The organism is Streptomyces sp. NPDC101227 (assembly GCF_044767545.1).
Classification (GTDB): Bacteria; Actinomycetota; Actinomycetes; order Streptomycetales; family Streptomycetaceae; genus Streptomyces.
Genome location: NZ_JBIWOD010000007.1, coordinates 140,496 through 159,281, shown reverse-complemented (window position 1 = coordinate 159,281; position 18,786 = coordinate 140,496). Strand labels below are relative to the sequence as shown.

Genomic DNA, 18,786 nt, shown 5'->3' with positions numbered 1-18,786 from the left:
TCGCCCTCGGCCGGAATCGCTCGCACACCCACCGAACAACCGGTCCGTTTTATGCCGTTCCACTCCCTCGCTCCCGGCCATCCCGTAGAAGCGAGGCATGAGGCGGTGCGCGGTCGGCGGCCGCCGCGTAGCGATCGGAGCCGGTGATGGCCGTACCGCTGTCCGCTGACCGTTTCCTCGAAGCGCTCAAGGCCGAGGGCCTGCGGGTCGTCGAGGTGGGCGACTGGAGGACGCACAACCGCGACCACATGGGCCCCTGGGGGCCGGTGCACGGCATCGTGGTGCATCACACCGCGACTTCCGGCGCCGAGAAAACCGTACGACTCTGCTACAACGGCCACACCGATCTGCCGGGGCCGCTGTGCCACGGCGTGATCACCAAGGACGGCACGGTGCATCTGGTCGGCTGCGGCCGCGCCAACCACGCCGGGCTCGGCGACGGCGACGTCCTGCGGGCGGTGATCGCCGAGAAGCGGCTGCCGCCGGACAACGACACCGACGCCGACGGCAATCAGGTCTTCTACGGCTTCGAGTGCGAGAACCTCGGCGACGGCGAGGACCCCTGGCCGGACGCCCAGATGGCCGCCCTGGAGAAGGCCGCGGCGGCGCTGTGCCGGGCGCACGGCTGGGGCGAGCGCTCGGTGATCGGCCATCTCGAGTGGCAGCCGGGCAAGGTCGATCCCCGGGGCTTCACCATGGCGGGGCTGCGCGAGCGCATCCGCGAACGACTGAAGTGACCGGAGGCGGGGCCGCCGGCCGGGCGGGGCCCCGGGGGCAGGCGGGGCACCGGGGACACCCGGGACAATGAGACGCATGTCCCGCCCCCCTCGCCCCGGCCCCGACACCCTGCGGCCCCGCCTCCCCTCCCCCCTCCAGGAGATCGAGGACGAGCCGTTCGCGCGCCGCGGCGTACGGCTGCTGCTCAAGCGGGACGACCTGATCCACCCCGACCTGCCGGGCAACAAGTGGCGCAAGCTCGCGCCCAACCTGCGGGCGGCCGCCGCGGCCGGTGAGCGCGCCCTGCTGACCTTCGGCGGCGCGTACTCCAACCACCTGCGCGCCACCGCGGCGGCCGGCCGCCTCCTCGGCTTCGCCACCATCGGCGTGGTCCGCGGCGACGAGCTGGCCGCCGCGCCCCTCAACCCGTCCCTGGCCCGCTGCGCCGCCGACGGCATGCGGCTGCACTTCATCGACCGGGCCCGTTACCGCCGCAAGACCGACCCGGACGTGCTCGCCGCCCTGCACGAGAGCTTCGGCGCCTTCCGCGTCATACCGGAGGGCGGCAGCAACTCCCTTGCCGCACAAGGCTGTACGGAGCTGGGCCGGGAGCTGCGCGGGGCCGCGGACACGGTCACGGTGGCCTGCGGAACGGGCGGCACGCTGGCGGGGCTGGCCGCGGGGCTGGGCCCGGACCAGCGCGCCGTCGGCTTCCCCGTCCTCAAGGACGGCGGCGATCCGGGTGGCCCGCACTTCCTCCGGCAGACCGTCGAGGAGCTCCAGCGCGCGGCCTTCGGCGGCCCCCGCGGCGACTGGCGCCTGGACGGCCGCTTCCACTGCGGCGGATACGCCCGCACCACCCCCGAACTGGACGCGTTCGCCGCCGCCTTCGAGGACCGCCACGGCCTCCCGGTGGAACGCGTCTATGTCGCCAAACTGCTGTACGGGCTCACGGCGCTGGCCGAGGAGGGCTCATTCGCCCCCGGCAGCACCGTCGCGGCCGTGATCACCGGTACGCCGTAACCGGTGTCCTGCCCGCCGTAACCGGCGACCGCCCCGGCCTCGGCGTCCTACGCCCGCTCCCGGTACGCCGCCGCCTCCTCCAGGTCCAGCCGCCGCAGCAGGGTCCGCAGCATCTCGTCGTCGATCCGGCGGGCATCGCGCAGCTCGACGAAGACCCGGCGTTCGGCGTCGATCATTTCGCGGGCGAGGCGGCGGTAGGTCTCGTCGGCGGATTCGCCGGTCTCCTCGTTGACCGTGCCCAGCCGTTCCCACACCGCGTTACGGCGCCGCTCCACAACGATGCGCAGACGGTCGGAGAGGGGCCCTGGGAGCGCGTTGCGGCGGTCCTGGAGGAGTTCATCGAGCAGCGCCTCGGCGGCCCGTGAGGCGTCGTTCTGGGCCTGCGCCTCGGCGAGCGTCTCGGCCCGTGCGTCGCGGCCGGGCAGCTTCAGCGCGCGGATCAGCGGCGGCAGCGTCAGGCCCTGGACGACAAGGGTGGCGATCACGGTGGTGAAGGTCAGGAAGAGGACGAGATTGCGGGCGGGGAAGGGCCCGCCGCCGAGCACGGTGGCGGGGATGGAGAAGGCGATGGCCAGCGACACCACACCGCGCATCCCGGCCCAGCCGACGATCACCGGCGCGGTCCAGTTCGTATCGGGTTCGCGGCTACGGATCCGGGCCGACAGGGCCCGCGGCAGATAGGTGGCGGGGAAGACCCAGGCGAAGCGCGCGCCGACCACGACGGCGAACACCACGGCCGCGTACCCGAGGGCCTGTGCCGTGCCGAACTCGCCCAGGCCGCGCAGCACCACCGGCAGCTGCAGCCCGATCAGCGCGAAGACCGCGGACTCCAGGATGAAGGAGACCATCTTCCAGACGGCCTCTTCCTGGAGCCTGGTCTCGAAGTCGACCTGCCAGGAGCGGTGGCCCAGATAGAGGCCGACCACGACGACGGCGAGCACCCCGGAGGCACCGAGCTGTTCGGCGGCCGCGTACGCCGTGAACGGGATGAGCAGCGAGAGCGTGTTCTCCAGCAGCGCCGAGTCCCGCAGCCGGCAGCGCAGCCAGTGCAGCGGCACCATCAGGACGAGGCCGGTCCCGATGCCGCCGAGGGAGGCGACGGCGAACTCCCTGATGCCGTCGGACCAGGTGGCGCCGACCCCCACGGCCGCGGCCAGCGCCACCTTGTAGGCGGTGATCGCGGTGGCGTCGTTGATCAGCGATTCGCCCTGCAGAATCGTGGTGATCCGGCTGGGCAGCCCGAGTTTGCGGGCGATGGCGGTGGCCGCCACGGCGTCGGGCGGGGCGACGACGGCGCCCAGCACAAGGGCCGCGGTCAGCGGAAGACCCGGGATGACCAGATAGGCGGCGTAGCCCACCACCACGGTCGCGAAGAGGACATAACCGAAGGACAGCAGCGCCACCGGCCGCAGATTGGCCCGCAGGTCCAGATACGAGCTGTCCAGTGCGGCGGTGTGCAGCAGCGGGGGCAGCAGCAGCGGCAGCACGATGTGCGGGTCGAGGGTGTAGTCGGGGATCCCGGGGACGTACGAGGCCGCGATCCCGGCGGCGACCAGCAGCAAAGGCGCCGGGACGGGGGTGCGCCGCGCCAGTCCGGCGACCGCCGCGCTCCCCGCGACCAGCAACAGCAGCGGCATCACAGCCATGATCCCCGTCCCGTCCCCGTACCTTCGCCGGTGATCGCTTCGCCGGCCGTCCCGGCGATCTAACCTGGCCATCATGAGTGAGTGCACGCATGTTCCAGAACTGCCGCGCGCCGAACCGGCCCCGCTGAGCGCCACCTGTCTGGAGTGCCTGGCGGCCGGCAGCCACCCCGTGCAGCTGCGGCTGTGCCTGAGCTGCGGCCATGTCGGCTGCTGCGATTCCTCCCCGTACCGGCACGCGACCGCGCACTACAAGGAGACCGGCCATCCGGTGATGCGGTCGTTCGAACCGGGCGACGACTGGCGCTGGTGCTTCGCCGACCAGATTCTGGTGTGAGGTCCCGGCGGGGGCTCCTGGCGGGAGGCGACGGCGGGGGCCCCTCGGGCCCTGTTTAGCCTTACGGCATGATCCGCGAAGCGACTCCCTCCGATGTCCCCGTCATCCTGGCCATGATCGGCGAGCTGGCCACCTACGAGCGTGAGGCGGAGTCCGCGCAGGCCACCGAGCCGCAGCTGAAGGAGGCCCTTTTCGGGGCCCACCCCGCGGCCTTCGCCCTGATCGCGGAGGCGGGCGGCGCCCCGGTGGGCTTTGCCCTGTGGTTCCGGAACTTCTCGACATGGACGGGCACGCACGGTGTCTACCTGGAGGACCTGTACGTACGCCCCGAGGCGCGCGGCGGCGGCCACGGCAAGGCGCTGCTCGCGGCCCTCGCGGAGATCTGCGTGACCCGCGGCTACACGCGTTTTGAGTGGTCAGTCCTGGACTGGAACGAACCGTCCATCGGTTTTTACCGTTCGATCGGTGCGCAGCCCATGGACGGATGGACGGTCTTCCGGCTCACTGGAGATGCGCTGCACAACCTTGCCGGCTCCTCGCGAGTCAACGGAGCGTAATCGGGATGGATTTGGCGGCGCAGACCTCTAGCCACCGTCCGTACTCATGGCCGTACAATAAGTAACAGTCAGTGACAGCAGCGGTTCGGCGACCGCGGCCCGGGCGCCGTCCGGAGGGCAGTCGTGCTCCTTCCGGGCGACACCGGCCCGCAGATCGCGATAGCGTCACAGCCGAACCATGTGCTGCGCCGGTTCGTTCTCCTTTCGCTTGAGGAGAGAACGCTTCCGGCGTGGATGTCCCGAGGCCCTCGGAGCATCCAGCATTCCAGCTCAACCAGCTTGTGCCACCTTGGAGGTGAGGGTGTCCCAGATCGCAGGCGAGCCCGGGACTCAGGACTTCGTGGAAGTCCGTCTGCCCGCTGCGGGTGCCTACCTGTCCGTGCTGCGTACGGCCACGGCCGGGCTCGCAGCCCGCTTGGACTTCACCCTCGACGAGATCGAGGATCTGCGCATCGCGGTCGACGAGGCCTGCGCGATCCTGCTGCAACAGGCCGTCCCCGGCAGTGTGCTGAGCTGCGTCTTCCGTCTGATCGATGACGCGCTGCAGGTGACCGTGTCGGCTCCGACGACCGACGGCCGTGCCCCGGAGCGCGACACCTTCGCCTGGACGGTGCTCTCCGCACTGGCCGGCAAGGTCGATTCCACCGTCGCCGAGGACCGTACGGTCACCATCAGCCTGTACAAGGAGCGCGGCGCCGGTCCCGGACCGTCATGACCGAACAGGGGGCCCCGTGAAAGATCTCGAACGCGGCACGCGGATGGCGCCCGGTGTGGCCATCCCCGAGCAGCAGGCCCGGCCGCATCCGGTGGGCACGGACGACCACGGCGGCCGGTTGGATGCGGCGGAGCAGGCAGAGCGGGCGGACCACATGGACCAGAGCGAGCAGCAGGGGCAGCAAGCGGACCGGCACGATCCATCCGGACCCGAACAGAAGCCCCAGGAAGAACAACATCACCACGAGCCGCATGCTCCACAGGACCGCAGCGGCGCGCGGGCGATGTTCTACGAGCTGCGCGAGCTTCCCGTCGGCTCTGCGGAGCGCGCGGAGCTGCGCAACACCCTCGTACGGATGCATCTGCCGCTCGTCGAGCATCTGGCGCGGCGGTTCCGCAACCGCGGCGAGCCGCTGGACGATCTGACCCAGGTCGCCACCATCGGCCTGATCAAGTCGGTGGACCGCTTCGACCCGGACCGCGGCGTGGAGTTCTCCACGTACGCCACCCCCACGGTCGTCGGCGAGATCAAGCGGCACTTCCGCGACAAGGGCTGGGCGGTCCGCGTCCCGCGCCGGCTCCAGGAGCTGCGGCTTTCGCTGACCACCGCGACCGCCGAGCTCTCCCAGCGCCATGGCCGGGCGCCGACGGTCCATGAGCTGGCCGAGCATCTGGGGATCTCCGAGGAGGAGGTCCTGGAGGGGCTGGAGTCGGCGAACGCGTACAGCACCCTCTCGCTGGACGTGCCGGACACGGACGACGAGTCCCCGGCCGTGGCCGACACCCTCGGCACCGAGGACGAGGCGCTGGAGGGGGTGGAGTACCGCGAGTCGCTCAAACCGCTGCTGGAGGATCTTCCACCGCGCGAGAAGAAGATCCTGCTGTTGCGCTTCTTCGGCAACATGACCCAGTCGCAGATCGCCCAGGAGGTCGGCATCTCCCAGATGCATGTCTCGCGCCTCCTGGCCCGCACCCTGGCGCAGCTGCGGGACAAGCTCCTGGTGGAGGAGTAGGACCACACGCAGTGGGCGGGGCCGCCATGGCCCCGCCCACTGTCGTTCACTGCCCGCCGGCGCCTATTCCGTTTCGCGGGGGCCGATGCCCAGCGCCACGGTCGCCGTCGGATTCACCAGCAGCGCGAGCACCACGACCGCTACGGCGGCCAGCCCGGCCCCGGCGGCGATCAGCGCCCCGCCGCCCTTGATCAGCGTCCAGGCCACCGGCAGCGCCACGATCTGCGTGATCAGCGACGGGCCGCGGCTCCAGCGGCGGCGCAGCCACAGCCCGCGCGCGGCGACAAGCGGCAGCACGGCGAGCGCGAGCACGGTCAGTCCGCCCATCTCGGCCTGCTGCGGACTGTCCGGCGAACCGGCCAGTCCCATGATCACCATGTACCCGCCCAGGGCGGCCAGCGCCAGTCCCTCGACCGCGGTGAGCGCCGCGGCGACGCTCAGCCGGGCGGGCCGCGGCCCGGTCGGCTCGGGGACGGCGGAGGTGCCGGCGGCGCGGTTCGGTGACTGCTTCTGCTTGCTGCTCACCCCAGCAGGGTAGCGCCGGCGGTACCCGGGACCGGGGCCGCCCGAACCCTGGACGGGGCGTGAGGCGAGTACCAGCAGGTAGGTACGCTGCTTCATATGCGCGCACTCCTCGTGGTCAATCCCGCAGCAACCACCACCAGTGCCCGCACCCGTGAGGTGCTCACCCACGCGCTCGCCAGCGACCTCAAGCTGGAGGTCGCCGAGACGAAGTACCGCGGGCACGCCCGTGACCTGGCCCGGGAGGCCACCGAGGGCGGCCAGACCGAGCTGGTCGTGGCGCTCGGCGGCGACGGCACGGTCAACGAGGTCGTCAACGGCCTGCTGGCGAACGGCACCGATCCGGACTCGCACCCGCGGCTGGCCGTCGTCCCCGGTGGCTCCACCAATGTCTTCGCCCGCGCGCTCGGCCTGCCCAATGATGTGGTGGAGGCGACCGGCGCCCTCCTGGACGCGCTGCGCGACCGCAGCGAGCGCACCGTCGGTCTGGGCCTGGCCTCCGGCACCCCGGGCAGCAAGGACGAGGGGGCGCCACCCCGCTGGTTCACCTTCTGCGCGGGTTTCGGCTTCGACGCCGGCGTCGTGGGCCGCGTCGAGCAGCAGCGTGAACGCGGCAAGCGTTCGACGCATGCCCTGTACGTGCGGCAGTTCGTACGCCAGTACCTGGGCGAGCAGAACCGCCGACAGGGGTCCATCACGCTCGAACGTCCGGTCGGCAACGGCGGCGCGGACGGCGCCACGGAGGTCGTCGACGACCTCGTGATGTCCATAATCTGCAACACCGCCCCCTGGACCTACCTGGGCAATCGCCCGATCTACCCGTCCCCCCGGGCCTCGTTCGACACCGGGCTGGATCTGTTCGCACTGGGCAAGCTGTCGGCCCCGGCGGTGGCCCGCTACGGCACCCAGCTGCTGACGTCAACACCACAGCACGGCCCCCGGGGCAAGCATGCGGTCTCACTCCACGACCTCACCGAGTTCACCTTGCATTCGCAGGCGCCACTGCCGTTTCAGATGGACGGGGATCACCTGGGACTGCGCACGAGCGTGACGTTCACAGGCGTTCGCCGTGCACTGCGTGTGATTGTGTGAGCAGTAGAGCCTAAAGTCCTTTCACTCGAACGTTTAGACTGTCTTCCACCCCCTGGAATGACGGCTGTGACCGAGGCGACACCAAGGAATCAAAAAAAAGTTTCCGGAAGGGGTTGTATCCGCCGCCGAGGTTTGCGAGTCTCTTCATGGCGATCGGGACGGCCGCTCAACCGGCCCCCTTGAGAGCCCGAATCCTCCTCCTCATTCCACTGGTCCGCCCCAGTTCACAACTGGGTTACGGCCCTTCCCTTGTGGAGGGATTCGTGAAAGCGTTCACATTCACAAGCAACGTTCCCGTCATACGAGGAGATGGAGCAGCCATGGACTGGCGTCACCGCGCCGTTTGCCGCGAAGAAGACCCCGAGCTCTTCTTCCCTATCGGCAACACCGGTCCTGCGCTGCTGCAGATCGAGGAAGCCAAGGCCGTCTGCCGCCGCTGCCCCGTCATGGAGCAGTGCCTGCAGTGGGCGCTCGAGTCCGGCCAGGACTCCGGCGTCTGGGGTGGTCTGAGCGAGGACGAGCGCCGCGCGATGAAGCGCCGTGCAGCTCGCAACCGGGCGCGCAACGCCAGCGCCTGAGCCAGTAGCCCCGTGGCCCCCGAGCCGCAGCGCGCAGTACCCCCGATGCAGCCCCGGCGCTGAAAAGCCCGGTCGTTATCGCATCGCAATAGCTTTGAGCCCCGGACCAGATGGGTCCGGGGCTTGCTGCTGTTCGGGGGCCCTATCGCTCGCCGGTGCTGTTTCCCGGCGCTGCCGCTCTCCTCAGTGCTGCTGCTTCTCGGCCCGTACGGGCACGTCGAGGAGGACGCGCGTGCCGCGCTCGGACGCCCGCACCATGTCGAACGTGCCGCCCAACTCCCCCTCCACCAGGGTCCGTACGATCTGCAGCCCCAGGTTTCCGGCCCGCTGGGGATCGAAACCCTCGGGCAGCCCCCGGCCGTCGTCCTGGACGGTGACCACCAGCCGCGGCTCCGTGCGCGTCCCGCCGCGCACCGCGCCCACCTCGACGGTGCCGCCTTCCGCCTGGTCGAAGGCGTGCTCCAGGGCGTTCTGCAAGATCTCCGTGAGCACCATCGACAGCGGTGTGGCGACCTCGGCATCCAGGATGCCGAAGCGGCCGGTCCGCCGGGTGGTCACCTTTCCGGGGGAGATCTCGGCGACCATGGCCAGCACCCGGTCGGCGATCTCGTCGAACTCGACCCGCTCATCGAGGTTCTGCGACAGCGTCTCGTGCACGATCGCGATCGAACCGACCCGACGTACCGCCTCGTTGAGCGCCTCTCGGCCCTGCGGGGAATCCATGCGCCGAGCCTGCAAACGCAACAATGCGGCAACGGTCTGGAGATTGTTCTTCACCCGGTGGTGGATTTCCCGGATGGTGGCGTCCTTGGTGATCAGTTCCCGTTCGCGGCGTCTCAGTTCGGTCACGTCGCGCAGCAGCACGAGGGAACCGATGTGCGTTCCCTTCGGCTTGAGCGGAATGGCGCGCAATTGGATCACACCATCATTGCCCTCGACCTCGAATTCCCGGGGTGCCCAGCCGCTGGCCAGTTTGACCAGCGCCTCGTCCACCGGGCCGCGGGCCGGCGCCAGTTCGGCGGTGGCCTGTCCGAGGTGGTGGCCCACCAGGTCCGCGGCGAGGCCGAGCCGGTGGTAGGCGGAGAGAGCGTTGGGGCTGGCGTACTGGACCACCCCGTCGGCGTCGAGCCGGATCAGCCCGTCGCCGGCGCGCGGCGAGGCGTCCATGTCGACCTGCTGGCCGGGGAAGGGAAACGATCCTGCAGCGATCATCTGGGCGAGGTCGGAGGCGCTCTGGAGGTAGGTGAGCTCCAGGCGGCTCGGCGTCCGTACGGTCAGCAGGTTCGTATTCCGGGCGATCACGCCGAGCACCCGCCCCTCGCGGCGGACCGGGATGGACTCGACCCGGACCGGCACCTCTTCCCGCCACTCCGGATCGCCCTCGCGCACGATCCGCCCCTCGTCCAGGGCGGAGTCCAGCATCGGGCGGCGGCCACGCGGAACGAGATGGCCGACCATGTCGTCCTGATAGGAGGTGGGTCCGGTATTGGGCCGCATCTGGGCGACCGAAACGTAACGGGTGCCGTCCAGGGTGGGAACCCACAGCACAAGATCGGCGAAGGACAGGTCGGAGAGCAGCTGCCACTCCGAGACCAGCAGATGCAGCCACTCGAGGTCCGAGTCGCTCAGAGCGGTGTGCTGGCGTACGAGATCGTTCATGGAGGGCACACATTGGAGCCTACCGGCGTACGGTGTACCTGGCGTTCAGGCGTATCTTTTCTCCGCTCCCCTGTCCGCCCCCTTGCCGGAGTCCGTTCGCGGCCTTTGCAAGGGCATGGACAACCGAGAATGGTCTAGTCCACAATGTTGGGTGCGACACACTTTCTGGGGGATACCCCAGATCCCGATCCTCCGCTTTCCCCGCACAGGAGAGCGGAACGAGGCCCGAGGCGCTCTCTGCCCTGACTGCGCCGAGGCCTCCGATCGACCGGCCTCGGCCGGGACCGTGCCCCTACCGCACATGGGGCACATCCCGGCTGCACACGAGGTCGGCCGATGTCAGCTCCGGGCTGCGGTGCCGGACAGGTTGAGGGTCCTGTCCCGGCGCCGCGGCCCGCGGGTGTTTCGGGAGGTGTTTCAGGGGGTGCCGGCGGCGGGGTCGGCCTTTTTCTGTGCTTTTCGCCGTTCCTGCGCGCTCTTCGGCCAGACCTTCATCGCCAGCTCGACGAGGGCCTCCAGCATCGTCCGGTCCGCGCCGTCCCGCGCCTGCTGTGACATGCCCTGAACGACGGCCGCCACGTAATGGGCGAGCGCGGCCGCGTCCGTATCGGCGGGGAGCTCGCCGGAGGCGATGTCCGCCGTGATGGCCCGCTCGAAATCCCGGCGGTTCGCGTGCCTCATCTCCCGCAGGGACTCGGCGACTTCGGCGGACGCGGGGGCGGTGTTCTGGGCGGCGCTGATGACGAGGCAGCCGCGGGGCCGGCCGGGCAGGGTGTATTCGACCGCGGCCTCACGCAGCGCCCGCTCGACGCCGCGGCGGGCGGTCGGCTCCTCGGCCACGGCTCGGGAGATGAAGCCGCCGTAGAGCCGCCCATACTCGGCCACCACTTCATCGAACAGGGCCCGCTTGTCGCCGAAGGCGGCGTACAGGCTGGGGGCGCTGATGCCCATGGTGCGGGTGAGGTCGGAGATGGACGTGGCCTCGTAGCCCTGCTCCCAGAAGGACCGAATCGCCTGCTCGAGGGCCGTCTCCCGGTCGAAGGAGCGGGGCCGGCCGCGCTGTTTCGTCTCCTTGGTCGCCATGGGGTGAATTCTATAGCGATCGGTACGGAAGCCGTGCTACGGTTTTTTTGTAGCGAGCGATATAGAAAGTGCGGGCGCTCGGTGCGGGATGTGCGTGCGCGTACGCCCGTGCCGGGTGCCGCACACGGAATGGGGAGGGGCACGGCCGTGAGTGCACTCAGGGGCAGGACGGCGCTGGTGACCGGCGGCAGCAGGGGGATCGGCCGGGCGATCTCACAGCGGCTGGGGCGGGACGGGGCGCGGGTGGCCGTCCACTACGGCCGCGACGAGACGGCGGCCAAGGAGACGGTCTCGGCGATCGAGGCCGCGGGAGGCCGGGCCTTCGCGGTCCGCGCGGAGTTGGGGGTGCCGGGAGGCGCCGAGGCGCTGTGGGCCGCGTTCGACGAGGAGGCCGACGGGCTGGACATCCTGGTCAACAACGCGGGGATCAACAAAGCGGTCGACGGGACACTGAAGCGCGTCGGCGAGGTGACGGAGGAGGACTTCGACCGCCTCTTCGCGGTCAACACCAAGGCGCCGTTCTTCCTCGTCCAGCGGGGGCTGACCCGGCTGCGGGACGGCGGCCGGATCGTGAATGTCTCGACGGGACTGACGCATGGCGCGGCCAAGCCCGAGCTGATCGCCTACGCCATGAGCAAGGGCGCGATCGATGTGTTCACCTCGACGCTCGCCAAGGACCTGGGCGGGCGCGGCATCACGGTCAATGCGGTGGCGCCCGGTGCGGTCGATACGGATATGAACGCCGGATGGCTGCGCGGGGAGGGCAATTCCGGGGCGCGGGAGGCGCTCGGGGCGATATCCCCGCTCGGCCGGGTCGCGGACCCCACCGACATCGGCGACATCGTCGCCTTTCTCGCTTCGGACGACAGCCGTTGGGTGACGGGCCAGTGGATCGATGCGACGGGGGGTGCGCTGCTCTGACGGATGCGGCCGCCGGGCATCCGGCCGACGGCAAAACATGCCCCGCCATTCCACGACAGCACCCGGTTCCGCGGGCCCCGCTCTGTTAGATTGGTCTATACCACATAGCCCATTCTTCAGAACGGCAGGCCAAGCGTGGAAGTTGTCATCGTCCCGGACGCCACGGCAGGTGGCGAGCTCATCGCGGAGGCCATCGCCACCCTGATGCGCCGCAAGCCCGACGCGCTGCTCGGCGTGGCCACCGGCTCGACCCCGTTGCCCATCTACGAGGCGCTCTCGGCGAAGGTCCGGGCCGGCGCGGTGGACGCCTCGCGGGCCCGCATCTGCCAGCTCGACGAGTATGTGGGCCTGCCGGCCGGGCACCCCGAGTCCTATCGTTCGGTGGTGCTGCGGGAGGTGGTGGAGCCGCTGGGGCTCGGTGAGGACTCCTTCATGGGGCCGGACGGTTCGGCGGAGGATGTCCAGGCCGCGTGCGGGGCGTACGACAAGGCGCTGGGCGAGGCCGGGGGTGTGGACCTCCAGCTGCTCGGTATCGGCACCGACGGGCACATCGGGTTCAACGAGCCGTGCTCGTCGCTCGCTTCCCGTACCCGTATCAAGACGCTGACCCAGCAGACCCGGGAGGACAACGCCCGCTTCTTCGACAGCCTCGAGGAGGTTCCGCACCACGTCATCACCCAGGGCATCGGCACCATCCTGGAGGCCCGCCATCTGGTCCTGCTCGCCACCGGGGAGGGCAAGGCCGATGCGGTGGCTCATGCCGTCGAGGGACCGGTCGCCGCGCTGGTCCCGGCCTCGGCCCTGCAGCTCCACCCGCACGCGACGGTCGTCGTCGACGAGGCCGCAGCCGCCAAGCTGAAGCTCGCCGAGTACTTCCGGGCCACGTATGCGGCGAAGCCGGAGTGGCAGGGAATCTAGGCCGGGGCCCGCATCGGGACGGGGCGGCGGCACTGCCGTCGGCCCGGCCCGAACGGGGCGGGGACTGCATCAGCCCGCCCAGTGCGGGCAGGGCACGCGCCCTCTCCCCGCCGGCGGGGTGTTGGCCTGCGGGGTGACGTCAAGCGTCGTGCCGGCTGCGGGGTGTTGTTGTCCTGCGCCGTGTCGTCATACGCCGTGTCGTCATACGCCGTGTCGTCATACGCCGTGTCGTCATACGCCGTGTCGTCATGCGTCGGCCGCGGGTCCGGTCCTCGTGTCGTTCGTGAGGGCCTCCGCCGCCGCATGGCCGCACACCCGGGCGGCGCCATGGGTGGCGATGTGGAAGGCGCCGGTGGGTGGGGCCTGCGGGACGCCCATTTCGATGACGGCCGTGTCGGGGCGGGCCGCGGTGAGGAGGCGCAGGGCCTCGGCCATCCAGGGGTGGCGGTGGGCGTCGCGGACGACGGCGACGACGCGGCGGCCGGCGGCCTCGGCGAGCAGACGGTCGATCAGGGCGGGGGTGCCCAGCGCGGCCGCGGATTCGGCGGTGTGGGTGGCGGTCCGGGTGCCGGGGAGGAGACGGGTGAGTTCGGCGGCAATGCCCCAGGGGGTTTCGTCGCCCACGGCGATATTGGCGAGCGGGGTGAAGGCGGCGACGTAGGCCGGGCCGGTCAGCGGCTCGTAGGGGCTGTTGGCGGTGATGCGCAGGGCGCGGCGGGCGGCGGTGAGTCCGATGCCGGGTGCGGGCGCGGTCCCCACCGCCGCGCCCGCACTCCGGGTCCAGCGCGCCAGGGCGCGCACCCGTGCCGCGGCGTCGGCGAGCCGTTTCTCCGACAGCTCTCCGTCGCGCACCGCCCCCACCAGAGCGTTGCGCAGCCGCAGCACGGTGTCCTCGTCGGCCAGTCCGCCGCCCACACAGATCGCGTCGGCACCGGCCGCGATGGCCAGTACGCTGCCGCGCTCGATGCCGTAGGTGGCGGAGATCGCCTGCATCTCCATGCCGTCGGTGACGATCAGCCCGTCGAAGCCGAGACCGCCCTCGGCGACCGGCGCGCGCAGCAGGCCGTGCAGGGCGGCCGGGCTCAGCGTGGCCGGGTGGTCGCCGTCCAGGGCCGGCAGCAGGATGTGCGCGCTCATCACGGCCTTGGTGCCGGCGGCGATCGCGGCGCGGAAGGGGACCAGTTCGCGTTCCTGGAGGGTGGACAGGTCGGCGGCGATGCGCGGCAGGTCGTGGTGGGAGTCGACGGCGGTGTCGCCGTGGCCGGGGAAGTGCTTGGTGCAGGCGGCGACGCCGGCGGACTGGAGGCCTTCGATGTAGGCGGCGGTGTGCCGGGCGACCAGCTGCGGGTCGGCGCCGAAGGAGCGGACGCCGATGACGGGGTTGCCGGGGTTGGAGTTGACGTCGGCGGACGGCGCCCAGTTGAGGCTGATGCCGCAGTCGGCGAGGCGGCGGCCGAGTTCGCGGGCGACGTCGCGGGTCAGGGCGGTGTCGTCGACGGCGCCGAGCGCGAGGTTGCCGGGGAAGGAGGAGCCGCGGCGCACCTCGAGGCGGGTGACATCGCCGCCCTCCTCGTCGATGGCGATGAGGATGTCGCCCCCTGCGCCGCGCAACTGGGAGGAGAGGGCGGCGAGTTGGTCCGGGCTGTGGACGTTGCGGCCGAAGAGGCCGACCGAGGCCAGGCCCTCGTCGAGGCGGTGGAGCAGCCAGTCGGGGGCGGTGGTGCCGGTGAAGCCGGGCTGGAGGACGGCGAGTGCGTCGCGGGTGAGGGTGTCGGTGGTACGTACGGGGCCAAGAGGGGCAGCCATGCGTTATCCCTTCACTGCGCCGGAGGTGAGACCGCCGACCGCCTTGCGTTGCAGGAACAGGAAGAGGAGCAGGATCGGGACGGCGAAGAGGGAGGCGGCGGCCATGGTGGCGCCCCAGTCGTCCCCGAACTGGCTCTGGAACTGCGAAAGCCACAGCGGCAGGGTGCCCGCCTCGGGCTCCTTGTTGAGGACCAGCACGAGCGGGAATTCGTTCCAGGCGGTGATGAAGCCGAAGAGGGAGGTGGCCATCAGCCCGGGGGCGAGCAGGGGGAAGACGACCTTGAGGAAGGCCTGACGGCGCGAGCAGCCGTCGACCATCGCGGACTCCTCCAGTTCCCTGGGCACGGCGGCGACATAGCCGCGCAGCGTCAGCAGGGTGAAGGGCAGCACCATGAGCATGTAGAAGAAGGTGAGCGGGAGGAGGCTGTTGAGCATGTCGGCGTCGCGGACGATCAGATAGATCGAGATCACCATGACCTCCCAGGGCGCCATCTGGGCGACCATGAAGGTCAGCAGAATGCCCCTGCGGCCCTTGAAGCGCATCCGGGTGAGGGCGAATGCCCCGCAGAGCGCGATGACCAGCGACAGGCCGACGGCGAGGACGGTCACGACGACCGAGTTCCCGGCCAGGGTCCAGAAGTTGGGGGCGTTCACGGCCGTCGCGAAGTGCTCGAAGGTGCCGTGGAAGGGGAACCACACGGGGTCTTCGGTGACGATGTCCCGGGTCGGTTTGAAGGCCGTGCTGAACATCCAGTAGACGGGAAAGACGAAGCCGAGGGCGAGCACCACCGCCGTGGCGTTGGGCCAGATGCGGCCGGCCGTCGAAAGAGCGGAGCGCTTCACAGCTCGTTCTCCTCCTGCTTTTCCTGCCTGATCGTCAGGCGCAGGTAGTACGCGGTCATGGCGAGCAGGACGGCGATCGTCAGCAGCGAGATCGCGGCGCCCATACCGAAGTGGAGGTTGCCGACGCCCTCGGTGAAGGCGTAGATCGGCAGGGTTTCGGTGAGCCGGTCCGGGCCGCCTTCGTTGATCGCGAAGATCTGCGGGAACGCCTTGAAGACCCAGATGATTTCCAGGAACGTCGTGGCGAGGAAGAAGGGCTTGAGGAAGGGGAAGGTGACGGAGGTGAAGACCTGCCAGGTGCCGGCGCCGTCCATCCGGGCCGCCTCGTAGAGCTCCTTGGGGATGGTCGTGGTGGCGGCGTAGAGGTTGAGCGCCACGAAGGGCAGCGACTGCCAGACGATCAGTACGGTGATGACGAAGAAGGTCGACAGCTGGGTCCCGACCCAGTCGTAGTGGGCCATGGCGTGCCAGCCGATCCGGTCCAGCAGCCAGTTGACGACGCCGTAGCGGGAGTCGAAGAGCCACTGGAAGACAGTGGTGGCGGCGATCACGGGCATCGCCCAGGCCAGTACCAGCGCGGCGGACAGGGTGAGGCGCATCTTCTTGCCGAGCCGGGCGAGCAGCAGTCCGATCAGTACGCCGAGGACCATGATCAGGACGACGTTGACGGCGGTGAAGACGATGGTGCGCAGGGTCACCCGCCAGAACTGCTCGCTGCCCAGGATCTCCTGATAATTGCCGGTACCCCGCCATTCGGTGAGGTGCTGGATCAGCTCCTTCATATTGAGGTTCTGGAAGGAGAGCAGGAGGTTGCGCACCATCGGCCAGCCCAGGAAGACCGCGGTCGCGAGCAGGGCCGGGAGCAGCAGCAGATACGGCGTGCCCCGCCATCTCCTGGATCCGCGGCGGCCGGGTGGCGCGTTTCCGTTGCCGGTCCGCGCCGCGGTCCGGTCCGTCGCGGCCGCCGCGCCGTCGAGCTGCACTGCCATGGGTCCCTGCTCCCCCTCGTTCCCCTCGGATGCACCCGGTGTGCGCGTACGGGGCCGGGGACGGCCGGCCCCGTACGCCGCCGGTGGTGTTACTCCTTGGCGAGCCGCGCGTTGATCTCGGGCTCGACGTCCTTGGCGGCGTCGGCCGGGGACTTACCGCCCAGCACGGCCGTCATATAGCTCTTGATCGGGTTCGGCGTGTTCTCCACCGCGGCCCACTGAGGAATCAGCGGAGTCGTACCGCCGGACTTCGCCGCGGCGGGTGCGGCGGCCGCCGCGGCCGGGTTCTCCTCGGCGGCCGCGGCCAGGTCGGGAGACTTCGGCGTCCAGCCGGATTCCTTGACCATCTGGCCGTCGTTCGCCTTCGACAGGGCGATCTTCAGGAATTCCCTGGCGAGTTCCTGGTTCTTGCCCATTCCCGCGACCGCGAAGTTGGAGCCGCCGAGGAATACGCCCTCGGGCCGTGCGGCGGTCTCACCGGGAATGGTGAAGAAGCCGATGTCCTTCTTGATTGCCGGGTTGGCCTTGACGGCGGTGGCCGCCTCGTAGCCCATGGCGATGAGGGCGCCGGTCTTGCCCTTGGCGAAGACCTCGGCCTGCTGCGGGGTGGCCTCGTCCTTGTTCTTCGGGGCAGTGCTGAAGGCCTGGTACTGCCGGTAGATGTCCATGGCCTTGGCAACCTTGGGGTCGCCGAGGTTGGAAACCCATTTGCCGCCCTGCTTCTTCACCAGGTCGGCACCGGTGCCGATGGTCAGGCCGTCGAGGAAGTACCAGTTCTGGCCGGGGAGATAGAGCGGTTCGGCGTCGGTCTTCTTCTTGATGGTCTCGAACGCCTTGAAAAGCTCGCCGCGGGTCTTGGGGGTGCCCTTGAGGCCCGCCTCGGCCCAGATCTTCTTGTTGTACATGACGACGCGGTTTCCGGCGAACCACGGCAGCGCGTACTGCTTTCCGTCCACCATCGCGGCCTTGTTGAAGGCGTCGTTCCAGTCGGCGCCTATTTCCTTCTTCAGGTCGCCGAGGTCGGCCAGGGCGCCCGCCTTGGCATAGGCGGCGGTCTGCGTATTGCCGATTTCGACGACGTCCGGCGGGGCGTCCTCGGACAGCGCGGTGCTCAGCTTCTGCTGAATTCCGTTCCACTGCTGGACCTTGAACTCGACGGTGGCGCCGGTCTTCTTCTTGAATTGCGCGGAGACCTGTTTGGTCCATTGCGCCGGATTGGAACCGCTCATCACCCATACGGTGAGCTTCTTGCCCTTGAAGCCGTCCGCGCCCGTTCCGCCGCTTGACCCACAGGCAGCGACCCCCACCAGCATTCCCGCGACCGCCGTCGCCGCTATGAGCCCACGCTTCATTGCGCTCTCCCCTAAAGGCCGGGTGTTGGTCTTTAATGGTTTAGACCAGTGCCCGCAGCTTGGCCTAGACCTTTAGGGGTGTCAAGGGTGTATAAGAGTCGCTGTCAGGTCCGTTACCGGACCGACATCTGGCGGGCCGGGACCTGCGAGGGAGCACGCAGAGCGCACTCGTGCCACGATGTGAGCCGCTACGTACGGAGGAGCCGGTGACGGCAGCGCGACAAGGGTCGGAGAGGCGGGTCATGGAGACCGAAGGCGGCAGCACCGAGAGCGGTGGCGGCACCACCCGCACCGCTCGGGTGCCCAAGTACTACCGCCTCAAGCGGCACTTGCTGGAGATCACCGAGACGCTGCCGCCCGGCTCCCCGGTACCGCCCGAACGCACCCTCGCCGCGGAGTTCGACACCTCCCGCACGACGGTCCGTCAGGCCCTCCAGGAGCTGGTCGTCGAGGGCCGCCTGGAGCGCATCCAGGGCAAGGGCACCTTCGTCGCCAAGCCCAAGGTCTCCCAGGCGCTGCAACTGACCTCCTACACCGAGGACATGCGCGCCCAGGGGCTGGAGCCGACGTCTCAGCTGCTGGACATCGGCTATGTCACGGCCGACGACCGCCTCGCCGGGCTGCTGGACATCACCACCGGCGGCCGGGTGCTGCGCATCGAGCGGCTGCGGCTGGCCAGCGGCGAGCCGATGGCCATCGAGACCACCCATCTGTCGGCCAAGCGCTTCCCCGCGCTGCGCCGCAATCTCGTCAAATACACCTCCCTCTACACCGCCCTGGCCGAGGTCTACGACGTCCGCCTGGCGGAGGCCGAGGAGACCATCGAGACCTCGCTGGCCACCCCGCGCGAGGCCGGCCTGCTGGGCACGGACGTCGGCCTGCCGATGCTGATGCTCTCCCGGCACTCCCTCGACGCGCAGGGGCAGCCCGTGGAGTGGGTGCGCTCGGTCTACCGCGGCGACCGCTACAAGTTCGTCGCCCGGCTGCGCCGCCCCGCGGACTGAGGACGCGGGCACCGG

Annotated in this window: 19 protein-coding genes; 11 read left to right on the top strand and 8 right to left on the bottom strand. The window is 70.0% G+C overall.

Annotation, left to right across the window (positions count from 1 at the left end; genetic code table 11):
* The first annotated feature begins 146 nt into the window (after positions 1-146).
* A complete protein-coding gene (locus ACIRPT_RS18365; RefSeq protein ID WP_403501340.1) occupies positions 147-737 on the top strand; it encodes an N-acetylmuramoyl-L-alanine amidase in 591 nt (196 codons plus the stop codon).
* 76 nt (positions 738-813) lie between these two features.
* A complete protein-coding gene (locus tag ACIRPT_RS18360; RefSeq protein WP_403828164.1) occupies positions 814-1,740 on the top strand; it encodes a 1-aminocyclopropane-1-carboxylate deaminase/D-cysteine desulfhydrase in 927 nt (308 codons plus the stop codon).
* Positions 1,741-1,787: 47 nt separating this feature from the next.
* On the opposite strand, the gene ACIRPT_RS18355 is transcribed toward ACIRPT_RS18360, so the two are convergent.
* Positions 1,788-3,386 carry a Na+/H+ antiporter gene (locus ACIRPT_RS18355; protein ID WP_403828162.1) on the bottom strand — a complete coding sequence of 533 codons (1,599 nt, stop codon included), beginning with the start codon at positions 3,384-3,386 and terminating at the stop codon, positions 1,788-1,790.
* Positions 3,387-3,459: 73 nt separating this feature from the next.
* On the opposite strand from ACIRPT_RS18355, the gene ACIRPT_RS18350 reads away from it, so the two are divergent.
* From ACIRPT_RS18350 to ACIRPT_RS18335, 4 genes are all read left to right on the top strand, one after another.
* Complete coding sequence (locus ACIRPT_RS18350; RefSeq protein ID WP_403501331.1) at positions 3,460-3,720, top strand: UBP-type zinc finger domain-containing protein; 261 nt, start codon at positions 3,460-3,462, stop codon at positions 3,718-3,720.
* 68 nt (positions 3,721-3,788) lie between these two features.
* Positions 3,789-4,277 carry a GNAT family N-acetyltransferase gene (locus ACIRPT_RS18345; protein ID WP_403828160.1) on the top strand — a complete coding sequence of 163 codons (489 nt, stop codon included), beginning with the start codon at positions 3,789-3,791 and terminating at the stop codon, positions 4,275-4,277.
* A gap of 301 nt (positions 4,278-4,578) precedes the next feature.
* Entirely contained in the window at positions 4,579-4,992 is a 414-nt protein-coding gene (locus ACIRPT_RS18340; RefSeq protein WP_003985353.1) for an anti-sigma factor, read from the top strand.
* A gap of 43 nt (positions 4,993-5,035) precedes the next feature.
* The gene (locus ACIRPT_RS18335) at positions 5,036-6,004 is read left to right on the top strand and encodes an RNA polymerase sigma factor SigF (RefSeq protein ID WP_403828633.1); all 969 of its coding nucleotides are present in this window, start codon (positions 5,036-5,038) and stop codon (positions 6,002-6,004) included.
* Between the two features lie 63 nt (positions 6,005-6,067).
* On the opposite strand, the gene ACIRPT_RS18330 is transcribed toward ACIRPT_RS18335, so the two are convergent.
* Positions 6,068-6,529, bottom strand: coding sequence for a hypothetical protein (locus tag ACIRPT_RS18330; protein WP_403502255.1), 462 nt, complete (start codon positions 6,527-6,529; stop codon positions 6,068-6,070).
* 96 nt (positions 6,530-6,625) lie between these two features.
* On the opposite strand from ACIRPT_RS18330, the gene ACIRPT_RS18325 reads away from it, so the two are divergent.
* Both ACIRPT_RS18325 and ACIRPT_RS18320 read left to right on the top strand, forming a co-directional pair.
* Positions 6,626-7,618 (top strand): diacylglycerol/lipid kinase family protein, encoded by a 993-nt coding sequence (locus ACIRPT_RS18325; protein WP_403501325.1) that lies wholly within the window; start codon positions 6,626-6,628, stop codon positions 7,616-7,618.
* Positions 7,619-7,938: 320 nt separating this feature from the next.
* Positions 7,939-8,196, top strand: coding sequence for a WhiB family transcriptional regulator (locus ACIRPT_RS18320; RefSeq protein WP_003983230.1), 258 nt, complete (start codon positions 7,939-7,941; stop codon positions 8,194-8,196).
* A gap of 183 nt (positions 8,197-8,379) precedes the next feature.
* Here the strand turns inward: ACIRPT_RS18320 and ACIRPT_RS18315 are convergent, their stop codons facing one another.
* A complete protein-coding gene (locus ACIRPT_RS18315) occupies positions 8,380-9,855 on the bottom strand; it encodes a sensor histidine kinase (protein WP_403828631.1) in 1,476 nt (491 codons plus the stop codon).
* A 417-nt stretch (positions 9,856-10,272) separates the two neighbouring features.
* Positions 10,273-10,938 carry a TetR/AcrR family transcriptional regulator gene (locus ACIRPT_RS18310; RefSeq protein WP_403828157.1) on the bottom strand — a complete coding sequence of 222 codons (666 nt, stop codon included), beginning with the start codon at positions 10,936-10,938 and terminating at the stop codon, positions 10,273-10,275.
* A 147-nt stretch (positions 10,939-11,085) separates the two neighbouring features.
* Between ACIRPT_RS18310 and ACIRPT_RS18305 the strand changes: the two genes are divergently transcribed.
* Both ACIRPT_RS18305 and nagB read left to right on the top strand, forming a co-directional pair.
* Positions 11,086-11,859: an SDR family oxidoreductase gene (locus ACIRPT_RS18305; RefSeq protein WP_403828155.1), complete on the top strand. Its 774-nt coding sequence runs from the start codon at positions 11,086-11,088 to the stop codon at positions 11,857-11,859.
* Positions 11,860-11,994: 135 nt separating this feature from the next.
* A complete protein-coding gene (gene nagB, locus ACIRPT_RS18300) occupies positions 11,995-12,777 on the top strand; it encodes a glucosamine-6-phosphate deaminase (protein ID WP_403828153.1) in 783 nt (260 codons plus the stop codon).
* 246 nt (positions 12,778-13,023) lie between these two features.
* Here nagB and ACIRPT_RS18295 read toward each other — a convergent pair whose 3' ends face one another.
* The 4 genes from ACIRPT_RS18295 to ACIRPT_RS18280 form a co-directional block, all read right to left on the bottom strand.
* Positions 13,024-14,583: a glycoside hydrolase family 3 protein gene (locus ACIRPT_RS18295; RefSeq protein ID WP_403828151.1), complete on the bottom strand. Its 1,560-nt coding sequence runs from the start codon at positions 14,581-14,583 to the stop codon at positions 13,024-13,026.
* A gap of 3 nt (positions 14,584-14,586) precedes the next feature.
* Positions 14,587-15,426 carry a carbohydrate ABC transporter permease gene (locus ACIRPT_RS18290; protein ID WP_403828149.1) on the bottom strand — a complete coding sequence of 280 codons (840 nt, stop codon included), beginning with the start codon at positions 15,424-15,426 and terminating at the stop codon, positions 14,587-14,589.
* A complete protein-coding gene (locus tag ACIRPT_RS18285; RefSeq protein ID WP_403828147.1) occupies positions 15,423-16,415 on the bottom strand; it encodes a carbohydrate ABC transporter permease in 993 nt (330 codons plus the stop codon). Before ACIRPT_RS18285 ends, ACIRPT_RS18290 begins: the two co-directional genes overlap by 4 nt.
* Positions 16,416-16,504: 89 nt before the next feature.
* Complete coding sequence (locus tag ACIRPT_RS18280) at positions 16,505-17,767, bottom strand: extracellular solute-binding protein (protein ID WP_403828145.1); 1,263 nt, start codon at positions 17,765-17,767, stop codon at positions 16,505-16,507.
* A gap of 242 nt (positions 17,768-18,009) precedes the next feature.
* On the opposite strand from ACIRPT_RS18280, the gene ACIRPT_RS18275 reads away from it, so the two are divergent.
* Positions 18,010-18,771 carry a GntR family transcriptional regulator gene (locus ACIRPT_RS18275; protein ID WP_403828143.1) on the top strand — a complete coding sequence of 254 codons (762 nt, stop codon included), beginning with the start codon at positions 18,010-18,012 and terminating at the stop codon, positions 18,769-18,771.
* Positions 18,772-18,786: the final 15 nt, after the last annotated feature.